The sequence below is a fragment of the Methylobacterium sp. J-076 genome, assembly GCF_022829405.1.
Taxonomy (GTDB): domain Bacteria; phylum Pseudomonadota; class Alphaproteobacteria; order Rhizobiales; family Beijerinckiaceae; genus Methylobacterium.
Window position 1 is genome coordinate 57,617 of sequence record NZ_JAKSXW010000141.1, and the last position, 15,023, is coordinate 72,639.

Genomic DNA, 15,023 nt, shown 5'->3' on the forward strand with positions numbered 1-15,023 from the left:
CGGAGGGGATGCGTTGACCGTCAGCCACGGGCGGCGATCCACTCTGCGATGCCGGAGCCCAGCAGCTTCTGCGCCTTGCCGCCGACGAAGACGCCGACATGCCCGCCGGGAAGCCCGAGTTCGGTGTAATCCTCCGTGCCGATCTTGCCGCGCAGGGCCTGCGAGGTGGCGGGCGGGATGATGTGGTCGTCCTGGGCGAAGACGTTGAGCACGGGGCAGGTGATGTTCTTCAGCTCCACCGTGCGTCCGCCGAGTTCGAACGCGCTCCGTACGAGCTTGTTGTCCTGATACAGGTCCTTCAGCCATTGCTTGGCCGCCTCGCCCGGATGGTCCGGCCGGTCGGCGATCCATTTCTCCATGCGCAGGAAGTTCAAGAACTTCTTGCGGTCGTCCATGGCTTCGAGCAGATCGAGATTGTACTTGGTCATGGTGCGCATGGGGGTCATCATCGAGAAGATCGAGCCCATGAACTCGCCGGGGAGCGACCCCTGCGCCGCGATCAGCTGGTCGATGTCCTCGGCCGAGAGCGAGCGCACCCAGAGGTTGATGAAGCCGTGGCCGGGCCGGCTGTCCACCGTGTCGGCATGGAAGTCGACCGGGGTGATCGTCAGCACCATGGCGTTGACGGTGTCGGGGTAGAGGGCCGCGTAGCAGGTGGTGAAGACGCCGCCCTCGCAGATGCCGAGGAGGTTCACCGTCTCCCGCTCCGTCGCGTCGTTGATGAAGGCGACGCATTCGGCGAGGTAGCCATCGACGTAGTCGTCCATGGTGACGAAACGGTCGGCCCGGCCGGGATTGCCCCAATCGACCACGTAGAGGTCGAGGCCGAGGTTCAGCAGGTTGCGGACCAGGGAGCGGTCCTCCTGCAGGTCGGCCATCGTGTAGCGGCCTATGAGGCCGTAGACGATCAGCACCGGCGGCAGGCCCCGGCTCTCGGCCAGCGGCCGGTAGCGGTAGAGGCTCACCTTGTCCTGGCGCCAGACGAGGTCCTTCGGCGTCGTGGCGATCCGCACGTCCTCGTCGCGGATGCTGGCGAACAGCGTGGCGCCCTCGGCCATCTTGCGGCCCAGGGCGCTGACCTCCGCCAGCAGCTCGGCGGGCGTGAGGTCGAGGGGGGCGGCGACCGGCTTCCCCCGTTCGCCGCCATCGGTGGTGTCAGCCATGGCTTGCCTCCCCTGTCGCCCCGGTCTTCGCGCGCCGCGCGGCTGACCGCCGCTCTTTCTTGAGGGCCCGGACCTCCCGGCGAAGCTCGGTGAGGCTGCGGTGGACGTCGTCCAGTTCCGCCCGGGTCGGCTGGCCGTAGAGGTCGGCCATGAAGCCGGCCACGTCCTGCTGCGCGAGCCGCAGGTCGGTGGCGGCCTTGAGGACGTCGCGCTGGGACGCGAGGAACGGCTCGGAGCGCTGCACGTCGAGGAGCACGCCGTTGGCGGTCTCGATCCAGTGCTGCATCATGTCCCGGCCGGACGGGTAGGTCTGGCCCCGGGCGGCCCTGGCGTTCGCCTCACGGGCGAAGGCGCCCGCCGCCCGCGTCCAGGCGTCGAGCATCACGGCCTGATGCTTCCCCTGCGCCTGCCGGAGGGCGGCGAAGGCGTTGAACAGGGCGCCGAAGCGCTTCTCCGTCTGCCACAGGTCGGCGAGCTGCGGCCCCTCGGCCATCCGGTTGAGGGCCGCGCCGACATCCGTGGTGCCGCCGAGCCAGGCCTGCGGGTCGAAGATCCGCGCCAGCACGGCGCCCGCGGTCGGGTCGCCGGCGGGGCCCGCCCCCTGGACGGACGCGGTCAGCGTCTGCGACAGCGCCGTGGCCGCCGCCCAGGCGCGGGTGAGGGAACTCTGCGCCTCGGTGAAGCCGGCGAGGTCCGTGGCCTGCGGGAACGCGCCCCAGCCCCCCGTGCCGGGGCCCATGCCGGGCTGGGTCAGGAAGCCCAGGCCCGTCCGGGTCCAGAACTCGCCCATCGCCTTCAACGCGTCGAACTGGTCCATCCTGGCGTGTCCCCCGTCCGTGCTTATTCCGCTCTCGACCGCGGAGACTCACCGGAAAGCCCTTCGTTCCGATCCGTCCCCTCATCCTGAGGTGCCCGGCTTGCCGGGCACCTCAGGATGAGGTTTGGCGCAGGGAAAACGGGCTTCCCGATCGGGATCTCGGAACGAATCGGAGGATGGGCAGAGCCAACCCATCCTCCGGCATGGTCGTCAGGCCGCCGGGCGCGCCTCGCCGAGAGCCCCGGCATAGATCGCGTAGGCGTCGTCGTAGGTGACCTCCCGCGGGTTGTTCACGAGGAGGCGGGTCTGCTTCATGGCATCCGTCGCCATGCGCTCCAGATCGCCCGTCTTGACGCCGACTTCGGCGAGGGAGGCCGGCACCTTGCAGTCGTGGCAGATCGCCTGGAGGCACTCCACGAACCGGGCGGCGGCCGCGTCCTGCGGCAGGTCCGCCGCGGCGGGGTCGAGGATCGGCGCCAGCTCCGCGTAGAGCGCCCCGGCATGGCTGAGGTTGAAACGCATCACCCCCATCAGCACGAGGGCGTTGGAGAGGCCGTGCGGCACGTGGAAGATCGCCCCCACGGGGTAGGCGAGCGCGTGGACGGCGGCGACCGGCGCGTTGGCGAAGGCCATGCCCGCCAGCATCGAGCCGAGCAGCATGCCCGCCCGCGCCTCGACGTTCCGGCCATCGGTGCAGGCCGTGCGGATGTTGGCCGAGAGCAGGGCCAGCGCCTGCTTGGCGAGCTGGTCCGAGATCGGGTTCTTCTTGTTCTTGCTGGTGAACGCCTCGATGGCGTGGACCATGGCGTCGATGCCGGTGGCGGCGGTGACGGGGGCCGGCAGGCCCAGCGTCAGCTCGGGGTCGAGCACGGCCCAGTCCGGCAGGAGCTTGGGGGCGACGACGCCCTTCTTCTCAGTGGTCGGGGTGGTGACGATGGAGATCGGCGTCACCTCGGAGCCCGTCCCGGCGGTGGTCGGCGCGAGGATCAGGGGCAGGCGGTCACCCTTGGCGAGGCCGACGCCGTAGATGTCCTCCAGCCTCTCGTCGGACTTGGCGAGGTAGGCCACGAGCTTGGCCGTATCGAGGGCCGAGCCCCCGCCGATGGACAGGACGAGGTCCGTCCCCAGCTCCCGCGCGCGGGCGGCTGCGGCCTCGATCACCGTCGAGGGCGGGTCGGCGACCACGTCCTCGTAGACGTCGATGGTGACGCCCGCGGCGGCGAGCGCCTCCTCGGCCGAGCGGGTCAGCCCGGCCGCCCGGACACCCTTGTCGGTGACGAGCATCACGCGCTTGGCGCCGTAGCCCGCGACGATGTCGGGGAGCTTTTTAACGGCGCCGGCCTCGAACAGGACGTTCGGTGTGGTCTGGAAGGTGAAGGGATTCATGGGTTCGCCTCTCTTCCGTTTCAGTGCGCGTGCTCGAACGGCTTCACCTTGGCGCGCAGCTCCTCGACCAGCACGCGGGTGTTCTCGGAATAGTCGATCGGCACGGCCACGAGGTGGACGCCGCCCGCGTTGAAGGCCCTGTCCAGGGTCGGCACGAGGTCCTCCACCGCCTCGATGCGGTGGCCGCTGGCCCCGTAGGACTCGGCGTACTTCACGAAGTCCGGGTTGCCGAACGTCATGCCGTAATCCTCGAAATGATCGACGGCCTGCTTCCAGCGGATCATCCCGTAGGCCGAGTCGTCGAGGATCAGCACCACGAGGTTGAGCCGCATGCGCACCGCGGTCTCCATTTCCTGGCTGTTCATCATGAAGCCGCCGTCGCCGCACACGGCCATGACGCGCCGCTCAGGATAGAGCATCGCCGCCATCATCGCCGAGGGCAGGCCCGCGCCCATCGTGGCGAGCGCGTTGTCGAGGAGCAGCGTGTTGGCGACGTAGGTGCGGTAGTTCCGGGCGAACCAGATCTTGTACATCCCGTTGTCGAGGCAGACGATTCCGTCCTCGGGGATCACCTGGCGCACGTCGTGGACCAGGCGCTGCGGCGTGACCGGGAAGCGGTCCTCCGTGGCGCGGTCGGCGATGTGGCCGAGGATGTGCTCCCGGAGGGACAGGAGCGCACCCGCGTTCTTCAGCTTGCCTTCGAGCTGGTCCGCCAGGAGCTTCAGCGTCGGGCCGAGGTCGCCCACCACCTCCGCGTCGGGATAGTACACCTCCTCGACGTTGGCCGGCATGTAGCCGATATGGACCACCTTCTGGTCCTTCTGGCCCATGAAGAACGGCGGCTTCTCGATGGTGTCGTGGCCGATGGCGATGATCAGGTCCGCCCGGTCGATCGCCTCGTGGACGTAGTCGCGCTCGGAGAGCGCCGCGGTGCCCATGTACAGGTTGGTGCCGCTGCCGACGGTGCCCTTGCCCATCTGGGTGGTGAAGTACGGGATCCGGGTGCGATGCACGAAACCGCCGAGGTCGCCCGTGGCGCGGGGCCGGCTCGCGGCGGCGCCGAGCATCACGAGGGGCCGCTCGGCCTGGAGGATCATCTCCGCGGCGCGGGCGATGGCCCTCGGATGCGCCACCGGGATGTCGATCGGGTGCGAGGGCACGAGGCTGGCGTCGGCCTGCTCGGAGGCGATGTCCTCCGGCAGCTCGAGCAGGACCGGGCCGGGCCGCTCCTCCATGGCGACGCGGAAGGCGTCGCGCACGATGGTCGGGATCGAGGCGGCGGAGACGATCTGCCGGGCCATCTTGGTGATCGGCTTCATCGAGCTGATCACGTCCACGATCTGGAACTTGGCCTGCCGCGAGGACAGGATGCCCTTCTGGCCGGTGATGATGATCATCGGCATGGCGCCGAGATGGGCGTAGGCCGCGCCCGTCGAGAAGTTCAGCGCCCCCGGCCCGAGCGTCGAGAGGCAGACGCCGGGGCGGCCGGTCAGGCGCCCGTGGGTCGCGGCCATGAAGGCGGCGGCCTGCTCGTGGCGCGTCAGCACCAGCTGGATCTTGGAGGTCCGCAGGGCCTCGACCACATCGAGGTTCTCCTCGCCCGGGATGCCGAAGATGCGATCGACGCCCTCATTCTCCAGGGCTGCGACGAGGAGGTCTGATCCTTTGGGCATCGGGTCTTCCGCTGAGGTGACGGGGGGGCGGAACGGAACGTTCGGCTTGGCAGCGCAGCCGCCCGTCTCCTCGGCGGCCCGCTCGGCGGGATCGTGTCGGTCGGGAAGAAGCGCTCTTTCCCAGGTCCCCCGTTTAGAGGATTCCCCCGCCCGCCCGGTCAAGGGCCGGATCGGGCTGCGGGTCACAGATGGTGCCGGTTCTCATTCCAGGGCCGCGATGGTGCCGATCGGATCGGCGGCGGCATCCTCCCCCGCGAGCCGAACGAGCAGGTTGCGCAGCCAGCGGTGGGCCGGATCCCCATCGTAGGAGGCGTGCCACAGCATCGAGACCGCCACCTCCTCCAGGCTCACCGGCACGGGGCTGACGCTGAGGCCGAGCGAACCGGCGAAGGAGGTGGCGAGCCGGGCATGCATCGTGGCCAGCACCGGCGCCGCCCTCACGAGGAACGGCACGACGAGGAAGCGCGGGGTCGTCACGGCCAGCACCCGCGAGCGTCCGATCAGCGCCAGCGCGTCGTCCACCACCCCGTGGGCGGTCTCCCGCAGGGAGGTCAGGACGTGGGGGAAGCGGAGATAGTCGTCCAGCCCGATGGGTGACGACAGGCCCACGAGTTCGGCGTTGAACAGCACCACGTAGCTGTCCCGATAGAGCCGGCGTTGCTTGTGGTGGACCTGCCCCTTGCTGAACAGGCCCAACGCGAGATCGACCCGGTCCGCGTCCAGTTCGTCGAGGATGCGCACCGCCTCCACCGAGCGCAGCAGCAGGTGGATCCCGGGGGCGTGGGCGCGCAGGTAGGCGATCAGCCGCGGCCCCAGCAGGATCTCCAGGCTGTCCGGCAGGCTGACCGTGAAGGTCCGCTCCAGGGTCGCCGGGTCGAAGTGCTCCTCCCGGTGGACCAGGGCCTGGACCCCCCGAAGCACCCCCCGCAGGGGTTCGGCCAGGGCGATGGCCCGGGGCGTCGGCCGCATGCCCTCGGGGGCGCGGGTGAGCAACTCGTCATCGAAAAGGCGGCGCAGGCGCGCGAGGCTCGCGCTCATCGCCGACTGGCCGACCCCGATGCGGGCGGCGGCCCGGGTGACGCTGCGCTCCTGAAGCAGGGCGTCGAGGGCCACGAGGAGGTTCAGGTCGAGCCGGGCGAGATCGACGTAATCGATAGCCATTACCGATACAATCGATTTGAATCATGCTGCGGCGCACAGCACATTGCGAACAACGGCGGGGCCAAGGGGCCTCGCCACAGACGAAGAGAGCCAGCCATGACCGTTCGCCCCCTCATCCTCGCCGCCGCCCTCGCCGCATCCGTCGCCTCGGCTAACGCCGCCGAGATCCGCTCCGGCTCCGGCGGCAGCATCGACCTCGGCACCCTGGCCGGCGTTGCGTATTACACCCCCGACGCGAAGGGCTACCACGTCGTAGTGACCCTCGCCCCCCGCGGGGCGGCCCCGGCCCTGCGCCTGGAGACGACCCTCGCGGCCGAGCAGAGCGTCACGCTCTCGACCCCGCGGATGCAGGACGAGCCCGCCACCGCGGTAGAGATCGCCCGCCGCGGCGAGCAGGTCTTCGTCTCGAAGTCCGGCGCCGTCGAACTCCGCCAGGAGGCCGACGCGACGCATTGAGCCGGTGACCGACCGTCCCGGACGGCCGGTCACCCCCGACCCCCGGCGCGTCGCGCCGGGGGAGGAACCGCCCGGTGCGGACGACGTCGTCAGGACGATCCGTCCCGCCCGTCCTCCCCCGCGGTCCCCAGGGCTTGCGGGGGCTTGTACTCGGCGGCGGGCTCGGCCCGCTGCAGGGCGGCGTGGGCCGCGTGGAACCACCAGAGGGGCAGGTCGCGGTTCAGGCCGGCGAGGTCCGACACCCAGCCCTCCTTCGGCATCATCTCGGCCCTGTCGGCGAAGAGCCTGAGGGCCCCCTCGATCCGCTCGCGCTGGGCGCGCTCGCGGATCGCCTCGCGTTCCGCCGCGGCCTGGGCCTCGCCGGCCTCCACGAGGCGCTGGGTGGCGAGATCGTCCGCATCAAAGGCGAATTGCTGCCAGAACGCCTCCGCCTCCCGGGCGACGTCCCGCTCCCGTTCGAGGGTCGCGCGGGCCGTCTCGGCCTCGGCCCGGGCGGCCTCGGCCGTGCGGGCGCGGTCCAGCATCCGGTTGTTGGCCGCGAGGAGCTCCCGCTCCCGTTCCGCCGCGATCCGCTGGCGCCGGAGGACGCGCAACTCCTCCTCCAGTTCGCCGCTGTGCTGTGCCCCAAGCGCGATCCCGGCCAGGAGGTCGGCGACGGGGCCGTCGAGGAGCGCGTCGGCCCGCCCGCGATAGCGCCCGCGCAGGCCGGGATGCTCGGCATCGAGCCGGTCCCCGTCCCAGGGGGGCGCACCGCCGAGCCCGCTCGCGTCATGCTCGTACAGGGTACGGGCGATGGCCTCGCCCAATGGCGAAGAACCGGAGGCGGGCGCGCTCATGACTCGATACTCGGGGCTTGCGAGACGCTGACGATGGCGGCGCCGGTCCCGCGCCACCGGTGCAAGATTCGCTGCAGGGGGAGGATGCCGCCTCGCGGCTCACACGGGAAGGGCCTCGCGCGGCTCCGTGTGGTCGAACAGCCGGGGCGCCGGGATCTCGTCGAGGGCACCCATGCGCGCGATCAGGCGGTCGGCCACCCGCAGGGCGTTGGCGATGATGGTCAGCGTCGGGTTCACCGCGCCGATCGACGGGAAGAAGCTCGCATCCGTCACGTAGAGGTTGTCGAGCCCGTGGGCCTTGCAGTCCCGGTCGAGGACGGAGGTGGCGGGGTCGGTGCCGAAGCGCAGGGTCCCGGCCTGGTGGGCGGTGCCGCCGATGGGCACGTCCTTGCCGAGGTAGAGCGAACGGTCGAACAGGTGCGGGTGGATGTGGGTCTTGTCGCAGATCTCCTGCAGCTTGCGCCGCAGGCGCTTGTGCGCCTCCGCGTTGGTCTCGGTGAGGTCGAGGTGGACCTTGCCGTCCTTGTAGAACACCCGGTTCTCCGCCTTCGGGATGTCCTCCGAGGTCAGCCAGAAATCGACCGAGTGCTTGGCGATCCAGTCGAACGGCTTCTCCGGGAACCATTGCAGGAAGCCCGGCAGCCCCTCGCCGTGGACCTGCGCCCCGTCCGACTTGCCGACCATCTGGATGTGGCCGAGGGGGAAATCCCAATCGTCCTTCGTCGGGTTCGGGTCGCCGAAATAGAAGTCGTTGATCCCCAGCGTCTTCTGGAATCTCGTCGGGTTCGGGATCTTCGAGATCGCCAGCACCGTCGAGTTGTTGTGGCGCATGTAGTTGCGGCCGACCTGCCCCGAGGCGTTGGCGAGGCCGTCCGGGTGGCGGTCCGTGGCCGAGCGCAGCATCAGCAGGGCGGAGGACAGGGCCCCGCAGGCGACCACCACGAGGTCGGCGCTCGCCTCGAAGGGCTTGCCGGCGCGGGTGCCGGCGATCCCGGTGACGCTGGTCCCGGCGGCGTCGGTGACGAGGCGCTCCACATAGGTGCGGGTGGAGAGGGTGAGGTTCGGGCAGTCGCGCAGCGCCGGATCGACGCACATCACCTGCGCGTCGGACTTGCCGTTGGTGGGGCAGGGGAAGCCGTCGAACGATTCGCACTTCACGCAGGGCGACGTGGAGAGCGGCTGCCCGTCGCGCTCCTGGAGGCGCACCCCCACCGGCAGGTGGAACGGGTGGTGCCCCTCGCGCTTCAGGTCCTCGGACAGTTGCTCGATGCGCGGCTCGTGCGTGACGGGGGGATGGGCGTAGGGCTTCCTCGCCCAGGGCTCCGTCGGATCCTCGCCGCGCAGGCCGTGGACGTGGAACAGCTCCTCGGCCGCCTGGTAATAGGGCTCGAACTCGTCGTATCCGACCGGCCATGCCGGGGACAGTCCGTCCTGGTGGCGGATCTCGCCGAAGTCCCGCTCGCGCAGGCGGAACAGGATCGACCCGTAGAATTTCGAGTTGCCGCCGACGTAATAGTGCAGGCCGGGGCGGAAGCTCTTCCCGGCGGAGGAGTACCACGTCTCGTTGGTCTGGTAGTAGCCATCCACGATCACCGCCTGGCTGTCCCAGTTGCGCGGCTCCCGGCGCAGGTAGTCGCCCCGCTCCACGAGCAGGATCCGCTTGCCGGTCTGAGCGAGGCGCCACGCCATCGTGCCCCCACCGGGGCCCGAACCGATGATGATGACGTCGTAGCGTTCGCCGGGCATCCATGTCTCCGAAGGGCCGTGTCCGCGCAGGCAACGCCCGACTTGGCCGTCGGATCGCCAGCCCGTCCCGTTTTCACGTGTGGCGTGTATCCACAGCAACCAGTGGTTAAGTGCTTTTCCTGACGTCACCTTCAGGTTCGCCTGCGAACGTCCCCGCGACTACCCGGCGCGGAGGTGTTCATGCCGATCTTCGAACTCGTCCTGGCTGCCATCCTGCTCGTCCTCGCGGCCGGCGTCGCCGGCCTGTCGCGGGCGCGGCGGTGGAAGGGCACGGTCAGCGAGACCGAGGAGGAGAATTTGCACGACCTCGTCTGGCGCGCCAGCGAGGGCGAGGAGCGTTACCGCACCCTGGTGGCGGCGACCACCGACCACGTGGTGCAGCGGGACGTGGACGGCCGCATCACCTACGCGGACGAGGGCTATGCCCGCCTCCTGGGCCGGGGGACGGACGAGCTTCTGGGCGAGGCGATCGAGCCGGAGATCCTGGAGGGTGAGACGGTCGCCGTCCGGGACGACGGCCTGCGCCGGATCGAGACCCGGATCCGCGCCGCCGACGGGCGCGAGCGGTGGTTCGACGTGGTCGAGGTGCCCGTCTCCGCCGGGGAGGGCCCGATGCAATGGATGCGCGCGGGCCGCGACATCACCGAACGCGTCGAGGCGGTGAAGGCCCTTGACGCGGCGCTCGCCCGGGCCGAGAGCGCGAGCGTGGCGAAATCCCGCTTCCTGGCGACGGTCAGCCACGAGATGCGCACCCCCCTGAACGGCATCCTCGGCATGACCGACCTGCTGATCGGGACCGGGCTCGACCCGGAGCAGCAGACCTATGTCGAGGCGGTGCGGGCGAGCGGCAAGGCGCTCCTCGGCCTGATCGACGGCATCCTCGACTTCTCGCGGATCGAGGCCGGGCGCATCGACCTCGCCGCCGAGCCCTTCGACGCCGCCGCCGTCGCCGAGGGCGTGGTGGAGCTGCTGGCGCCCCGGGCCCAGGACAAGGGCCTGGAGATCGCCCTGGACGTCGCCGCCGAGGTGCCCGCCGCGCTGATCGGCGATGCCGACCGGTTCCGGCAGATCCTGCTCAACCTCGCGGGCAACGCCATCAAGTTCACCGAGCGCGGCGGCATCGGCGTCGCCCTGTCCTTCGGGGGGGAGGGGCTGGTCCTGTCCGTCACCGATACGGGTCCCGGCATCCCCGAGGAGCGGCTTCCGCGCCTCTTCGAGGAGTTCGAGCAGGGCGAGGACAACGCCGCCAACCGCCACGAGGGCACCGGGCTCGGCCTCGCCATCTCCCGGCGGCTCGCCACCCGCATGGGCGGGCGGATCGACGCGCAGTCGCGGGTGGGCGCCGGCTCCACCTTCCGCACCGTGCTGCCCCTCCCGGCCGCGCCGGCCGAGGCCGAGGTCGCGCAGGAGGCGCCCCGCCTCGCCGGGCGCCGCTGCCTGATCGTGGCGGACTCGCCGTTCCAAGCGCCCTACCTCGCCAGCGCGCTCGCCCGGCACGGGGGGAACGCGGTGATCGTCCGCGGGCTGGAAGAGGGGCTCGATGCCCTGTCCGCCGTCGCCTTCGACGCCGTCATCGCGGACCGCGCCCTCGGGGACGCGGCGGTGCGCCGGATCGCCGAGGCCGCCCGCAGCTGCGGCGTGCGCCGCCGCCTCGTGCTGCTGTCGCCCTTCGACCGCCGGGATTTCGGGGCGCCCACCTCGGCCGGGTTCGACGGCTACCTCATCAAGCCGGTGCGCGCGCGCTCCCTGGTCGAGCGGCTGGCCGCCACCCCCACCGTCGCCCCGCCGGTGCGCACGGCCCCGCAGCCCGCGCCGGCCAGCGCCGGCCTGCGCGTGCTCCTCGCCGAGGACAACCCGATCAACACGCTGCTCGCCACCCGCGCTCTTGAGCGCCTCGGCTGCCATGTGGTGCACGCCCCGGACGGGGTCGATGCGATGGCGTGCTTCAGGGATTCGGGCCCGTTCGACCTCGCCCTCATCGACATCCGCATGCCCCGGCTCGACGGGCACGAGGTGGCGCGGCACATCCGCGAGGCCGAGGCGGGCGGGACGTCGCGGCTGCGCCTCATCGCCCTCACGGCCAATGCGAGCCGCGACGAGGAGGCGAAGGCCCACGCGATGGGGTTCGACGGGTTCCTCGCCAAGCCCCTCGACCTCAAGGTCCTGCCGGAGCTGCTCGCCCTCCATCGCCGCCGGGCGGCGTAGCAGGGGCCCTTAGTCGTCGTCGGAGACCGGGCGGCGCGCCTCCGGGGGCGCCTCCTCCTCGTCGTCCTCGACGGGGATCGCGTAGCGCTCGTTGAACCAGCGGCCGAGGTCGGCGTCGGCGCAGCGCTGGGAGCAGAACGGGCTGAACTCCGGCACCGGGGGGCGCCGGCAGATCGGGCAGGGTGTGGCGCGCCCGCCCGTCACGCCGCCGTGCCCCAGGTCGCCCGCACGGGATAGCCCTCGCCGTCGAGCAGGCTGACGGTCTCGTAGAGGGGCAGGCCCACCACCGCGCTGTAGGAGCCGACGAGCTTCACCACGAACGCCCCGGCGATCCCCTGGATCGCGTAGCCGCCGGCCTTGCCGCGCCACTCACCGGAATCGAGGTAGCCCTGGATGTCCCGGCCGGAGAGGCGCTTGAAGCGCACCCGCGTCTCGACCACGCGCTCCCGCCGGCCCTTGGGCGAGAGCAGGCACACCGCCGTGTAGACCCGGTGCTGCCGCCCGGAGAGCAGCCGCAGGCAATCGGCCGCCTCGTCGGGCAGCTCGGCCTTCGGCAGCACCCGGCGCCCCACCGCCACCACCGTGTCGGCGGCGAGCAGCCAGGTCGGGGTGGCGTCCTGCGCCCCGTGGAGGGCGGCCTCCGCCGCCGCCAGCTTGTCGCGGGCGAGGCGGCGGGCGAGGTCCCGCGGGGGCTCGGACTTGCGCGGCGTCTCGTCGATGTCCGCGGGCAGGAGCGAGTCGGGCTCGATCCCCACCTGCTGCAGCAGGGCGAGCCGGCGCGGCGAGGCCGAAGCGAGGACGAGGCGGGTGGCGCGTGGGGGGGCGCCGACGGGATCGGGGGAGGCGTCCATGATGCTCCGGTTCGGGCCGGTCCAGGCCACCGCTCGGCGCTTGATAGGGGAAGGCGCCGGGCTTGTGAACCACGCCGGCCGGGACAGCCGCCGGGCGGCAACGAGGGTGCGAACAACTGAGAACGAGGGCAGCCATAGGCGCAAATGCCTCGCGTTAACGGCGTTTTAACCATGATCGACCACGCTCGTCTTCACGCCACCAGGTTCGAGCCCATGCCGAGCACCGACCCCCGCATCCTCCGACCGGTCCTCGTCAACACCTTCGGTGTCGCCCGCGCCATGGACGAGCTGCGGCAGAAGGCGAACTCCACCGGCGAGATGTGGCGCCTCCTGACCGAGCGTTTCGTGGTCGATCTCGATGCGGTGGCGACCCTGCTGCCTTCCGAGGAGCCCGAGACCTTCTGGTTGCCGGCCCGGGCCTGACGCATACCGGGCCGCGACGGCCCCCGCCGACACGCCGCAATCCCGCGTGGCACGGCCCATGCTTATGCTTTTCACGGATGGGGAGGACGTCCAGGCAACCAGAACGCGGTAGCTCGCACGCCGGAGCACTCCGCGGACCTTTCGATGTCTCGAAGACGAGGTCCGTCATGCCCGAGTTGTTGTCCGTCGCCCTGGTCTGTGCCGGGACCCTCATCGCCCAGGATTGTTCCCGGGACACCGCCCTCGACATCATGGTCTCGCCGGCGCACTCGCCGATGGAGTGCCTGATGCACGCCCAGGCGATGGCCGCCCGGGCCGGGTTGCCCGGCGGCGGAGACCGCTACCTCAAAGTGGCCTGCGAGCACCGCCGCGGCGATGCCGGCCGCCCGGCCGTCGCCCGCCGCGCCTCCTGAGCCGTGCCCGGATCGGGGCGCCCCCGTCGGGGACGCCTGTAAAGTATCCGCACGCGAAAATACCGGTATCCCGACGTTTCGGGAGCGTCACGGCCTTTTCGGCTTTCGCAGTGCGGTCGGTTTCTATACGGCAAGCCCATCGAGAGACCGACCGGAGCACGCGATGTTTCCCAAGCCTGCCTCGGGCCTGCGGCCCAACACCTTCACCTACGAGCAGCAACCTCTGGTGAAGCCGACGGGCTTCCGGGAATACGACGCGCGCTGGCTCTACCCCGGCGAGCTGAACCTGATGGGCGTCCAGGCGCTGGGCCTCGGCATCGGCACCCTGGTGCACGAGCTGGGCGTGCGGCCCGACATCGTCACCGGCCACGATTTCCGCAGCTACTCCTCCGCTATCAAGCTCGCCCTGATCGCCGGGATGCAGGCGGCGGGCCTGCGGGTGAAGGATATCGGCCTCGCCCTGTCGCCGATGGCCTATTTCGGCCAGTTCGCCCTGGATTGCCGCTGCGTGGCGATGGTCACCGCCTCGCACAACGACAACGGCTGGACCGGCGTGAAGATGGGCGCCAACCGCCCGATGACCTTCGGCCCCGACGAGATGGGCCGCCTGAAGGAGATCGTGCTGGGGGGCACCTACCAGTACCGCAGCGGCGGCTCCTACGAGTTCGTGGAGGGCTTCGCCGAGACCTACCTGAAGGACCTTAAGTCCCGGGCCAAGCCGATCTCCCGCAAGCTCAAGGTCGTGGCCGCCTGCGGCAACGGCACCGCGGGCGCCTTCGCCCCGCGCCTGCTGGAGGCGCTGGGCGTCGAAGTCATCCCCCTCGACGTCGAGCCCGACTACAATTTCCCCCGGTACAACCCGAACCCCGAGGACATGGAGATGCTCCATGCCATCGCGGCCAAGGTGAAGGAGACCGGCGCCGATGTCGGCCTCGGCTTCGACGGTGACGGCGACCGCTGCGGCGTGGTGGATGACGAGGGCGAGGAGATCTTCGCCGACAAGATCGGCGTGATGCTCGCCCGCGACCTCGGCAAGCTCCACCCCGGTTCGACCTTCGTGGTCGATGTGAAGTCCACCGGCCTCTACAACACCGATCCCGAACTCCAGGCGCTCGCGATCAAGACCGACTACTGGAAGACCGGCCATTCCTACATCAAGCGCCGGGTGAACGAGCTGGGGGCCCTGGCGGGGTTCGAGAAGTCCGGCCACTTCTTCTTCAACGAGCCGATCGGGCGGGGCTACGACGACGGCCTGCTCACCGCGATCAGCGTCATCGAGATGCTCGACCGCAACCCCGGCAAGTCCATGGCGGACCTCTACCGGGCCCTGCCCAAGACCTGGGGCTCGCCGACCATGTCGCCCCATTGCGACGACGAGGTGAAGTACGGCGTGGTCGAGAAGGTCACCGAGCGGTTCCGGGCCATGCAGGCCTCGGGCGAGCCGATCGCCGGCTCGCCGATCACCGACCTCGTCACCGTCAACGGCGTGCGGATCTCCACCGAGGACGGCACCTGGGGGTTGGTCCGCGCCTCGTCCAACAAGCCGGAGCTGGTGGTGGTGATCGAGAGCCCGGCTTCCGAGGCACGGCTGCATGCCATGTTCCAGGCGGTGGACGCGGTGCTGCGGGAGAACCCCGAGGTCGGACCCTACAACCAGACGATCTGAGACCCGGCCGAGGGCCGCTCCGGGGCGTGCCTCAGGAATCGGGGCGGGGTTGGCGAAACCCTGTCTCTGTCCAAGTGGTGGCGCCCGGGGGCGGCCTAACCCTCGCTCAAGGCCGCGGCCCCCCGCGGGATGTCGGCAGTTTCCTGCCGGAATCCCGGGGAGGTGGGCGAGGATGTCGCGGGCTACGCACTAAAATTGGTGCACCGAAGCCACAGGAGAGCGGTTTC

Annotated in this window: 14 protein-coding genes; 5 read left to right on the plus strand and 9 right to left on the minus strand. The window is 70.6% G+C overall.

The window, feature by feature from the left end; all coding sequences use genetic code 11:
• Positions 1-20: 20 nt before the first annotated feature.
• From phaC to MKK53_RS19070, 5 genes are all read right to left on the minus strand, one after another.
• Positions 21-1,163, minus strand: coding sequence for a class III poly(R)-hydroxyalkanoic acid synthase subunit PhaC (gene phaC, locus MKK53_RS19050; protein WP_243930279.1), 1,143 nt, complete (start codon positions 1,161-1,163; stop codon positions 21-23).
• Positions 1,156-1,980: a poly(R)-hydroxyalkanoic acid synthase subunit PhaE gene (locus MKK53_RS19055; RefSeq protein WP_243930280.1), complete on the minus strand. Its 825-nt coding sequence runs from the start codon at positions 1,978-1,980 to the stop codon at positions 1,156-1,158. Before MKK53_RS19055 ends, phaC begins: the two co-directional genes overlap by 8 nt.
• Positions 1,981-2,190: 210 nt before the next feature.
• The gene (locus tag MKK53_RS19060; RefSeq protein ID WP_243930281.1) at positions 2,191-3,366 is read right to left on the minus strand and encodes an iron-containing alcohol dehydrogenase; all 1,176 of its coding nucleotides are present in this window, start codon (positions 3,364-3,366) and stop codon (positions 2,191-2,193) included.
• Positions 3,367-3,386: 20 nt separating this feature from the next.
• Entirely contained in the window at positions 3,387-5,039 is a 1,653-nt protein-coding gene (locus MKK53_RS19065; protein WP_243930283.1) for an acetolactate synthase large subunit, read from the minus strand.
• A 201-nt stretch (positions 5,040-5,240) separates the two neighbouring features.
• Entirely contained in the window at positions 5,241-6,200 is a 960-nt protein-coding gene (locus tag MKK53_RS19070) for a LysR family transcriptional regulator (RefSeq protein ID WP_243930284.1), read from the minus strand.
• 96 nt (positions 6,201-6,296) lie between these two features.
• On the opposite strand from MKK53_RS19070, the gene MKK53_RS19075 reads away from it, so the two are divergent.
• Entirely contained in the window at positions 6,297-6,656 is a 360-nt protein-coding gene (locus tag MKK53_RS19075) for a hypothetical protein (protein ID WP_243930285.1), read from the plus strand.
• Positions 6,657-6,745: 89 nt separating this feature from the next.
• Here the strand turns inward: MKK53_RS19075 and MKK53_RS19080 are convergent, their stop codons facing one another.
• Both MKK53_RS19080 and MKK53_RS19085 read right to left on the minus strand, forming a co-directional pair.
• The gene (locus MKK53_RS19080) at positions 6,746-7,492 is read right to left on the minus strand and encodes a hypothetical protein (RefSeq protein ID WP_243930287.1); all 747 of its coding nucleotides are present in this window, start codon (positions 7,490-7,492) and stop codon (positions 6,746-6,748) included.
• A gap of 99 nt (positions 7,493-7,591) precedes the next feature.
• The gene (locus MKK53_RS19085) at positions 7,592-9,238 is read right to left on the minus strand and encodes a GMC oxidoreductase (RefSeq protein ID WP_243930289.1); all 1,647 of its coding nucleotides are present in this window, start codon (positions 9,236-9,238) and stop codon (positions 7,592-7,594) included.
• Between the two features lie 180 nt (positions 9,239-9,418).
• On the opposite strand from MKK53_RS19085, the gene MKK53_RS19090 reads away from it, so the two are divergent.
• Positions 9,419-11,443, plus strand: a complete 2,025-nt coding sequence (locus MKK53_RS19090; RefSeq protein WP_243930291.1) for a PAS domain-containing hybrid sensor histidine kinase/response regulator — start codon at positions 9,419-9,421, stop codon at positions 11,441-11,443.
• Between the two features lie 9 nt (positions 11,444-11,452).
• On the opposite strand, the gene MKK53_RS19095 is transcribed toward MKK53_RS19090, so the two are convergent.
• Complete coding sequence (locus MKK53_RS19095; protein ID WP_409564368.1) at positions 11,453-11,647, minus strand: DNA gyrase inhibitor YacG; 195 nt, start codon at positions 11,645-11,647, stop codon at positions 11,453-11,455.
• Positions 11,644-12,294 (minus strand): Maf-like protein, encoded by a 651-nt coding sequence (locus MKK53_RS19100; RefSeq protein ID WP_243930292.1) that lies wholly within the window; start codon positions 12,292-12,294, stop codon positions 11,644-11,646. Before MKK53_RS19100 ends, MKK53_RS19095 begins: the two co-directional genes overlap by 4 nt.
• A gap of 213 nt (positions 12,295-12,507) precedes the next feature.
• On the opposite strand from MKK53_RS19100, the gene MKK53_RS19105 reads away from it, so the two are divergent.
• The 3 genes from MKK53_RS19105 (at position 12,508) to MKK53_RS19115 (ending at position 14,796) form a co-directional block, all read left to right on the plus strand.
• Positions 12,508-12,717 carry a hypothetical protein gene (locus MKK53_RS19105; protein WP_243930293.1) on the plus strand — a complete coding sequence of 70 codons (210 nt, stop codon included), beginning with the start codon at positions 12,508-12,510 and terminating at the stop codon, positions 12,715-12,717.
• A 167-nt stretch (positions 12,718-12,884) separates the two neighbouring features.
• Positions 12,885-13,130 carry a hypothetical protein gene (locus tag MKK53_RS19110; protein WP_243930294.1) on the plus strand — a complete coding sequence of 82 codons (246 nt, stop codon included), beginning with the start codon at positions 12,885-12,887 and terminating at the stop codon, positions 13,128-13,130.
• Between the two features lie 163 nt (positions 13,131-13,293).
• The gene (locus MKK53_RS19115) at positions 13,294-14,796 is read left to right on the plus strand and encodes a phosphomannomutase/phosphoglucomutase (RefSeq protein WP_243930296.1); all 1,503 of its coding nucleotides are present in this window, start codon (positions 13,294-13,296) and stop codon (positions 14,794-14,796) included.
• Positions 14,797-15,023 lie beyond the last annotated feature (227 nt).

Bases quoted from the DNA above. Each gene is read 5' to 3' on its own strand.
- phaC (WP_243930279.1), bottom strand. From the start codon at position 1,163: ATGGCTGACACCACCGATGGCGGCGAACGGGGGAAGCCGGTCGCCGCC.
- MKK53_RS19055 (WP_243930280.1), bottom strand. From the start codon at position 1,980: ATGGACCAGTTCGACGCGTTGAAGGCGATGGGCGAGTTCTGGACCCGG.
- MKK53_RS19060 (WP_243930281.1), bottom strand. From the start codon at position 3,366: ATGAATCCCTTCACCTTCCAGACCACACCGAACGTCCTGTTCGAGGCC.
- MKK53_RS19065 (WP_243930283.1), bottom strand. From the start codon at position 5,039: ATGCCCAAAGGATCAGACCTCCTCGTCGCAGCCCTGGAGAATGAGGGC.
- MKK53_RS19070 (WP_243930284.1), bottom strand. From the start codon at position 6,200: ATGGCTATCGATTACGTCGATCTCGCCCGGCTCGACCTGAACCTCCTC.
- MKK53_RS19075 (WP_243930285.1), top strand. From the start codon at position 6,297: ATGACCGTTCGCCCCCTCATCCTCGCCGCCGCCCTCGCCGCATCCGTC.
- MKK53_RS19080 (WP_243930287.1), bottom strand. From the start codon at position 7,492: ATGAGCGCGCCCGCCTCCGGTTCTTCGCCATTGGGCGAGGCCATCGCC.
- MKK53_RS19085 (WP_243930289.1), bottom strand. From the start codon at position 9,238: ATGCCCGGCGAACGCTACGACGTCATCATCATCGGTTCGGGCCCCGGT.
- MKK53_RS19090 (WP_243930291.1), top strand. From the start codon at position 9,419: ATGCCGATCTTCGAACTCGTCCTGGCTGCCATCCTGCTCGTCCTCGCG.
- MKK53_RS19100 (WP_243930292.1), bottom strand. From the start codon at position 12,294: ATGGACGCCTCCCCCGATCCCGTCGGCGCCCCCCCACGCGCCACCCGC.
- MKK53_RS19105 (WP_243930293.1), top strand. From the start codon at position 12,508: ATGCCGAGCACCGACCCCCGCATCCTCCGACCGGTCCTCGTCAACACC.
- MKK53_RS19110 (WP_243930294.1), top strand. From the start codon at position 12,885: ATGCCCGAGTTGTTGTCCGTCGCCCTGGTCTGTGCCGGGACCCTCATC.
- MKK53_RS19115 (WP_243930296.1), top strand. From the start codon at position 13,294: ATGTTTCCCAAGCCTGCCTCGGGCCTGCGGCCCAACACCTTCACCTAC.